Origin of the sequence: Streptomyces sp. NPDC021562 (assembly GCF_040640875.1) — a bacterium.
Lineage (GTDB): Bacteria > Actinomycetota > Actinomycetes > Streptomycetales > Streptomycetaceae > Streptomyces.
Window position 1 is genome coordinate 357,026 of record NZ_JBFACN010000006.1, and the last position, 7,643, is coordinate 364,668.

The 7,643-nt window shown below is 73.3% G+C and carries 5 protein-coding genes; 1 reads left to right on the plus strand and 4 read right to left on the minus strand.

Features of this window, described 5'->3' with window-relative positions:
* Window positions 1–4: 4 nt before the first annotated feature.
* The 3 genes from AB0G52_RS12470 to AB0G52_RS12480 all read right to left on the minus strand — a co-directional run bounded on the left by AB0G52_RS12470 (window position 5) and on the right by AB0G52_RS12480 (window position 5,441).
* Entirely contained in the window at window positions 5–2,671 is a 2,667-nt protein-coding gene (locus tag AB0G52_RS12470) for a SpoIIE family protein phosphatase (RefSeq protein ID WP_361336193.1), read from the minus strand.
* 156 nt (window positions 2,672–2,827) lie between these two features.
* The gene (locus tag AB0G52_RS12475; RefSeq protein ID WP_361336195.1) at window positions 2,828–4,948 is read right to left on the minus strand and encodes a PQQ-binding-like beta-propeller repeat protein; all 2,121 of its coding nucleotides are present in this window, start codon (window positions 4,946–4,948) and stop codon (window positions 2,828–2,830) included.
* Window positions 4,949–5,084: 136 nt separating this feature from the next.
* Window positions 5,085–5,441 carry a hypothetical protein gene (locus AB0G52_RS12480; protein WP_361336197.1) on the minus strand — a complete coding sequence of 119 codons (357 nt, stop codon included), beginning with the start codon at window positions 5,439–5,441 and terminating at the stop codon, window positions 5,085–5,087.
* A 401-nt stretch (window positions 5,442–5,842) separates the two neighbouring features.
* Here AB0G52_RS12480 and AB0G52_RS12485 point away from each other — a divergent pair, with 401 nt between their 5' ends.
* Window positions 5,843–7,000, plus strand: coding sequence for a hypothetical protein (locus tag AB0G52_RS12485; RefSeq protein ID WP_361336199.1), 1,158 nt, complete (start codon window positions 5,843–5,845; stop codon window positions 6,998–7,000).
* Between the two features lie 43 nt (window positions 7,001–7,043).
* Here AB0G52_RS12485 and AB0G52_RS12490 read toward each other — a convergent pair.
* Window positions 7,044–7,643: DNA-directed RNA polymerase subunit alpha C-terminal domain-containing protein (locus AB0G52_RS12490; protein WP_361336201.1), on the minus strand; the 600-nt coding region annotated here is incomplete at its 5' end.

Consider the following 7,643-nt stretch of genomic DNA (forward strand, 5'->3'; position numbering starts at 1 on the left):
CGCGTCAGGGTGCCGCGGCGAGGCGCTGTTCGGTCCAGATGACCTTGCCCTCGGCGGTGTAGCGGGTCCCCCACCGGTCGGCGAACCGGGCCACCAGGAACAGACCGCGGCCGCCTTCCTCCATGGAGGTGGCCCGGCGCAGGTGCGGGGAGACACTGCTGCCGTCGGAGACCTCGCAGATGAGGCTGCGGTCGTGGATCAGCCGGACCCCGATGGGGCCGCTCGCGTACCGGATGGCGTTGGTGACCAGCTCGCTGAGGATCAGCTCCAGGGTGAACACCTCCTCCTCCAGACCCCAGTCCCGCAGGACCCCGGCGGCCGCCGCCCGCACCCCGGCCACCGCCGACGGGTCGGACGGCACCTCCCAGGCCACGGTGTGCTCGTCGCCGAGCAGCCGGGTACGGGCCACGACCAGGGCCACGTCGTCACGCGGCGGTCCGGGCAGCATGGTGTCCATCGCCGCCCGGCACATCTGGTCCGGCGTGCGCCCCGCCGGTTCGACGGCACGGCGGAGCCGCTCGATGCGCTCGTCGATGTCGTGCCGCCGGTCCTCCACCAGACCGTCGGTGTAGAGCACGATGCTGCTGCCCTCGGGCAGGAGCACCTCCGTCTTCTCGTACGGCAGCCCGCCCAGACCCAGCGGCGGCCCGGCCGGCGCCCCGGACAGCCGGGCGTGGCCGTCCGGGTGCACGAGGACGGGTTCCAGGTGGCCCGCCCTGGCCATCGTGCACCGGCCGGACACCGGGTCGTAGATCGCGTACAGGCAGGTGGCGCCGGTGAGCGTCGGGGTCCCGCCGTCCCCCTCCCGGTCCTGGTCGATGCGGGTGACCAGCTCGTCCAGGTGCCAGAGGAGTTCGTCGGGCGGCAGGTCGAGCGTGGACAGGTTCTGGACGGCGGTACGCAGCTGGCCCATGGTGGCGGCGGCGTGCAGCCCGTGCCCCACGACGTCGCCCACCACGATGGCGACCCGCGCGCCGGGCAGCGGGACGACGTCGAACCAGTCGCCGCCGACACCGCCGAGAGACGCCTCGGCCGGGACGTAGCGGTGCGCCACCTCCACCGCGTTCTGCTCCGGCAGGGCGTGCGGCAGCAGGCTGCGCTGGAGCGTGACCGCCATGGCGTGCTCCCGCGCGAAACGGCGGGCGTTGTCGATGCTCACCGCCGCACGGGCGACCAGTTCCTCCGCCACGGAGAGGTCCTCGTGGGTGAAGGGCGCCGGGTCCTTCGAACGCCAGAAGGTGACCACGCCGAGGATCACGCCGCGGGCCCGCAGCGGCACCGTGACCATGGAGTGGACGCCGTGGGCCACCAGCCGCCGGGCGCGGTCCGCGTCCTGTGCCTGCCAGCCGGAGAAGGCCGCCAGGTCGGCCTCCAGCGCCGGCTGCCCGGAACCGAAGCACGCCGCCTGCGGGGTCGGGGCGCCGAAACGGATGAGGTCACCGGCCGGGTAGAACGGTATGTCCGGCCGGGCACCGCCCAGGGCGACCCGGCGCAGTTCCACGGCGTCCGGGGCCGTGGGTTCCTCGCCGCGCAGCACGGCGTCCGTCAGGTCGACGGTGACATGGTCGGCGAACCCGGACACGGCGAACTCCGCCAGCTCCTCGGCGGTGCGGTGCACGTCGAGGGTGGTGCCGATGCGTATCCCGGCGTCGTACAGCAGCCTGAGCCGGCCCTGGACCAGCTCCACCCGGCCCATCAGGGCGCTGAGTTCGGTCGTGTCCCGCAGGGTGGCGACCCAGCCGGCCGGTTCCGCCGGGGCCGCGGGGCGCTGGCTGACGGCCAGCAGCCGGTCGCCGACCTCGATCACCTCGTCGGTGGTCTCCCTCCCGGACAGCAGCAGCTGCTCGGCACCCCGGTCGAGCCCGAGATCCGTGACGGGCCGTCCCTCCAGGTCGGCCCCGAGCCCGAGCAGCCGCCTGGCCTCGTCGTTGGCCAGGAGCAGCCGGCCCCGCGGGTCGACGATCAGGACACCTTCGCGGACCGCGTGCAGCACGGCGTCGTGGTGCTCGTACATGCGCGTCATCTGCACCGGTCCGAGGCCGTGGGTCTGGTGGCTCAGGCGCCTGCCGATGAGGGCGCTCCCCCCGGTGGCCGCCGTCAGCACCAGGCCCGCGGCCGTCAGGACCAGCGGCATCTCCCGGCCGGCCGCCAGCGTCACCCGGTGGACGGTGATGCCCGCGGCCACCAGCCCGACGACCTTCCCCCCTGGGCCGGTCACGGGGACCACCGTCCGCACGGAGGGGCCCAGCGTTCCGGCGGTCGTCTCGGTGACGACGCCGCCGTGCAGCGCCGCCGAGACGCTGCCGATGAAGTGCTGCCCGATCCGGGCGGGGTCGGGGTGGGTGTAGCGGATGCCGGTGGGGCTCATCACGACGACGAAGTCCACCCCGGAGAGCCTGCGGGTCTCCTCGGCCTGCTGCTGGAGCGCGGCGCCCGGACGACCGCCGTCCGTCAGCGCCCGCCGCACCGACGGGTCCGAGGCGACGGAGGCCGCCACGGCGAGTGAGCGCTTCTGCGCCTCGTGCTCGGCATCGCTGCGCGACTCCAGCAGGAGCGCGGCGACCGCCGCCGCCACCAGAACCAGGGCGACCACGACCTGCAGACCGAACATCTGGCCGGCGACGCTGCGTATCCCGTGCCGGGACCACAACCGCCGGAGCAGTGGGTGCATACCGCTCATATAACACCAAAGACGTAAGGCGACATCACCCCCCGCACGGCACGGCCCACCGCACGGACGCACCCCGTTCGCACGCCGATACCGCACGTGACGAGCGGCGGACCGGCGGACGGCCCGGCCGCCGGCCGCACCCGTCAGCCAGGCCCGTCAGCCAGGCCCGTCCGGGCTGCGGGAGAAGGCCGTGTCGCCGGCCATCGCCACGATCGCGTCCTCGACCAGCAGCACGCGCGGCGGATCGGCCTGCGCCTTGTCCCCGGGGTCGGCCAGCGCCGAGGTGCGCCAGATCTCCGCCCCGGTGCGGCGGTCCAGAGCCAGCAGCCGGCCGAAGCGGTTGGCGAAGTAGACCCGCTCGTACGTCGTCGACACCGCGGGCGCGGACAGGCTCTCCACGTCCGTCACCCGCCGCCAGAGCTGCCTGCCGCTGTCCGCCGACACCGCGGTGACCGACCCGTCGGAACGGACGAAGTAGACGACGCCGTCCACGAGGGTCGCCGCGCCGGTCAGCGGACGGGCCAGCGGTGTCCGCCTGACCTGCCCGGTCTCCGGAACCACCCGCAGCAGCGCGTTGTACGGCCGTTCGTACCCGGACTCGTACACGTCCTCGGCGGTCTCCGGGGCGAGGAACAGCGGCTGCCCGCCGACCGCGCCGAGCGCCTGCGCCTTCTCGGGCAGGGTGGCGATCTCGCTCAGGCCGCCGGGCCCGGTCCTCATCAGCTCGACGGGTGCCTGGCCGGGTTCCGTGCCCCGCGAGCACAGCGCGTAGGGGACGCCGCCCAGCGCCGACGGAGTGCAGTACTCGTCCAGCGAGGGCGCCCGCCACAGCTCCTTGCCGGAGGGCCCGTAGGCCACGAACGACGTCTGGTCGGGGGACAGGGTCAGCAGTCCGCCGTCGTACAGGACCGCGTCCTCGGAGCGGCTGATGTCGCGTTGCCAACGCCGGTGCCCGGTACCTGCGTCGAGGGCGACCACGCGCCTGGTCCTGCCGTCCGGTTCCTCGTACACGTAGACCAGGCCGCCGCGGACGCCGACTGGCTGCGCCCCCTGCGGGCGGGTGCCGCTGCGCCACAGGGTGCGGCCGGAGGCCGGGTCGATCCTGGCCACCGTGAAGCCGGTACCGCCGCAGAACAGGGCGCCTTCGCCGGTGACGCATCCGGGGCCGCCGTAGTCGAGCGGGACGCCCCGCACGTCGTACCGCAGCTGCTTCTGCCACGGGCGCCAGCCGTCGGGCAGCGTCGCGGCACGGGCGGTGGCGGCGGAGGCCCCGGTGCTCTGCGGGTCCGATCCGAAGGCGGCCACCGCGACCCCGAGCACGGTGACGCCCAGCGCGGCGCCCAGCCCGGTGAGCAGCATCCGGGTGCGGCGCCGTCCGCCGGTGCGGGGCACGGTGGTGGCCGCGCCCTGCGCCGCGGAACGGGCCCGGCGCTTCACGGGCCGGGCTGTGCGGGACCAGGCGGCGCCGGACTCCGGTAGGTCCTGGAGCATGCGCTGCACGTCCGTCAGTTCCGGCCGTGCGGCGGGGTCCTTGGCCAGGCAGCGCTCGACGACACCCAGGAGCGCTTCGGGCACCCCGCCGAGGTCCGGGGTCCCGAACACCACCTGATAGCCGGTGATGTACGGGCTCTCGGCGTCGAACGGCCCGGTGCCGACGGCCGCGAACACCAGCAGCGACCCCAGCGAGAACACGTCCGAGGCCGGGGTGACGTCCCGGGGGGAGGACAGTTGCTCCGGCGACATGAAGGGAGGGGTGCCGATCATCTGCCCGGTCGTGGTGAGGCGCTGGTTGTCGGCCGCCCGGGAGATGCCGAAGTCGATGACGCGGGGGCCGTCCCCGGTCATCATGACGTTGCCCGGCTTGAGGTCCCGGTGCACCAGGCCCGCCCGGTGGATGTCGCGCAGCGCCTCGGTGAGCCCCAGCCCCAGCGCCCGCAGCTCCGGTCCGCCCAGCGGGCCGTCCCGCTCGACGACTTGGGCGAGGGTGAGCCCCGGCACGTAGAGCGTCGCCATCCACGGCCGGTCGGCGTCCGGGTCGGCGTCCACGACCGGCGCGGTGAAGGCGCCGCTCACTCTGCGCGCCGCCATGATCTCCTGCCGGAAGCGCGTCCGGAACTCGTCCTCCTGGGCGTACGGCTCGTGCACGAGCTTGACCGCGACCTGGCGTCCCGAGGCGGAGACTCCCAGATAGACGACCCCCATGCCGCCCGCGCCGAGCCGGCCGAGAAGGGTGTAGCCGCCTATGGAGCGCGGGTCGCCGCTGCTCAGGGGCGTCATCTCCACTCGTCCTTCCCCGCGCCTGCCTGCCTACGGGGATCAGCGTAGGGCCTGCCGCCGCGGGGACCGACGCGGCGCGGTGTGCGGCACCGTGACCGTGTCACCGGCACCGCACACCGTGTTCCGTGTCGTCCGATCAACGACCGCCGTGGCCTCCGCCACCGCCGTGGTCGCCGCCGCCACCGTGGTCACCACCGCCGCCGTGGTCACCGCCGTAACCGCCGTGGTCACCGCCGTAACCGCCGTAGTCGCCGCCGTAACCGCCGTGATCACCGCCGTAACCGCCGTGGTCACCGCCGTAGCCGCCGTGGTCACCGCCGTAGCAGTCGTTGCCCCACCAGTCGCCACAGTCACGGTTGAAGTGGTGGGAATAGGAGGAATCGTGAGCCGGAGCCGCCACCGCGGTCCCGGCCGCGCCGATCGCGGCTCCGCCGGCCAGCAGGGCGCCGGCAGCGGCGGCCGCGAAGAGGCGCTTCGCGCGCTGAGTGTGCATGGCTGGACCTTTCTTGCCTGTTCTCGCGCCGTGGAAAGGTGCGAGAGGGATGGCCGCGCCTCGTACGGGCCACCTGTGCGGGGCACGCGACGCGGTCCCGGCGTCGCCGCACGATGAGGGGGACACGATCCGGCCCGCGACTCGGGGCTCCGTGGAGGGCCCTGCCGGATGGAGCGGACCCCGTCCTGCGGCTTCACCGCTCGTATCCGAGCCTCGTCCCCGGCCACCGCCCCCGCCATGGGCCGAACGTCTCCGGCTTCCAGTCGAACGGCCTCGGTCTCCTCGTGCGCGGCCGCTTCTTACCTCACATCGAGAACCTGTCCTGCCTTCCGGCCATCTCACAGAGGGGCGCATGACGCGGGGAAACCGAGCGAGGCGACAAGAACCGGAAGTGAGAAAGCGTGTCGGCCATCAGCCAGCGGGCACACCTGCTGCTGCTCACCGCCTGGACCACCCTGTGGTTCGTGGTGGTCCAGCCGCACGGCGGGTTCTCCTGGCACTACCTGCGCACGGGCGGCGAGTTGCTCTACGCGGGCTCGGGCAGGGCGGACGGCGGCCTGAACCTGTACGCGCACCACCCGGAACTCCAGATGGGCCCGGTCAGCTTCCTGGCGGCGGGCCTGTTCGACCCCCTGCCCGAGGCGACCGGGCAGTTACTGGCCGCCGGCCTGATGTCCCTGCTCGGTCTGCTGATCCTGGTGGTGGCGGGGCGCAGCGCCGCCTGGCAGCTCCTGGGCACCGGCACCAACCACCGGCGGCTGCGCCAACGGGTGCTGATCGCGGGCCTGGCCTTCATCCCGATGTGGATCGAGGTCGCCGTCCGGTTCGGCCACCTCGACGACGTCCTGGCGCTCTTCTTCACGGCCCTCGCCGTGAACGCCCTCACCCGCGGCAACCCCGCCGCGACCGGCGCCCTGCTGGCCCTGGCCGTGGACTCGAAACCGACCGCGCTGACCTTCCTGCCCCTGCTGCTGGCCCTGCCGAGGAGGCAGTGGCTGCGCGCGGGACTGTGGTGCGCGGCGCTGGTCGCGCTCGCCTGGCTGCCGTTCCTCCTCAACGCCCCGCAGTCGCTGACCGCGGCCCAGTTCACCATCCCCAACCAGCCCGCGTCCGCGCTGCACTGGCTGGGCGTCGACGATCCGCGGACCCCTCCCTGGGACCGGCCCGCGCAGGCCGCGCTGGGGCTGGCGCTGGGGTGCGTGGCGGTCTGGCGGGGCCGCTGGCCCGCGGTCGTCCTCCTCGGCGCCAACGCCCGGATCGCCCTGGACCCCAGCGTCTACACGTACTACACCGCCTCCGTCCTGCTGGGCACCCTGCTGTGGGACGTGATCGGGCAGCGACGACTGGTGCCCTGGTGGAGCTGGATCGGCCTGATCACCCTGTACGGCACGGTCTTCGTCGTCCCCGACGACGCGGCCCGCGGCCTGATCCGCCTGGGCTTCGTCATCGTCTCCACCGCATACGTCCTGCTCCGGCCGGTACGCGACCGGCGCCGGCACCCTTCGCGGCCCCGGGGCAGGCACGTCGAACCCGATCAGGCCTTCGACACGGCGACGTGAACGACGCCCGGCACCCCGCGAAGGCCACGCGCCCGCCCGGTGCTCAGTACTGCTCGGTCTCCATGAAACCGTTCCTGCCGTCGTCGTCGGCGCCGAAGGCGTCGGCAGCGGCCGTGGGGTCGAATCCGGGCGGGCTGTCCTTCAGGGCCAGGCCCATGCCGGCCAGCTTCGCCTTGACCTCGTCGATGGACTTCGCACCGAAGTTGCGGATGTCCAGGAGGTCCGCCTCCGAACGCGCCAGAAGTTCCCCCACCGAGTGGACACCCTCGCGCTTGAGGCAGTTGTAGGAGCGGACCGTGAGCTCCAGCTCCTCGATCGGCAGCGCCAGGTCGGCGGCGAGGGCGGCGTCCGTCGGGGACGGGCCCATGTCGATGCCCTCGGCGTCGATGTTCAGCTCACGGGCGAGACCGAACAGCTCGACCAGGGTCTTGCCGGCCGACGCCATGGCGTCACGCGGACGCATCGCCTGCTTGGTCTCGACATCGACGATCAGCTTGTCGAAGTCGGTGCGCTGCTCGACACGGGTGGCCTCGACCTTGTACGTGACTTTCAGCACCGGCGAGTAGATCGAGTCGACCGGGATACGGCCGATCTCCTGGCCCACCTGCTTGTTCTGCACGGCGGAGACGTACCCGCGGCCACG

What these genes read in the sequence shown, in the direction of transcription:
- AB0G52_RS12475 (WP_361336195.1), bottom strand. Translation starts at nt 4,948, where the DNA reads ATGACGCCCCTGAGCAGCGGCGACCCGCGCTCCATAGGCGGCTACACC.
- AB0G52_RS12480 (WP_361336197.1), bottom strand. Translation starts at nt 5,441, where the DNA reads ATGCACACTCAGCGCGCGAAGCGCCTCTTCGCGGCCGCCGCTGCCGGC.
- AB0G52_RS12470 (WP_361336193.1), bottom strand. Translation starts at nt 2,671, where the DNA reads ATGCACCCACTGCTCCGGCGGTTGTGGTCCCGGCACGGGATACGCAGC.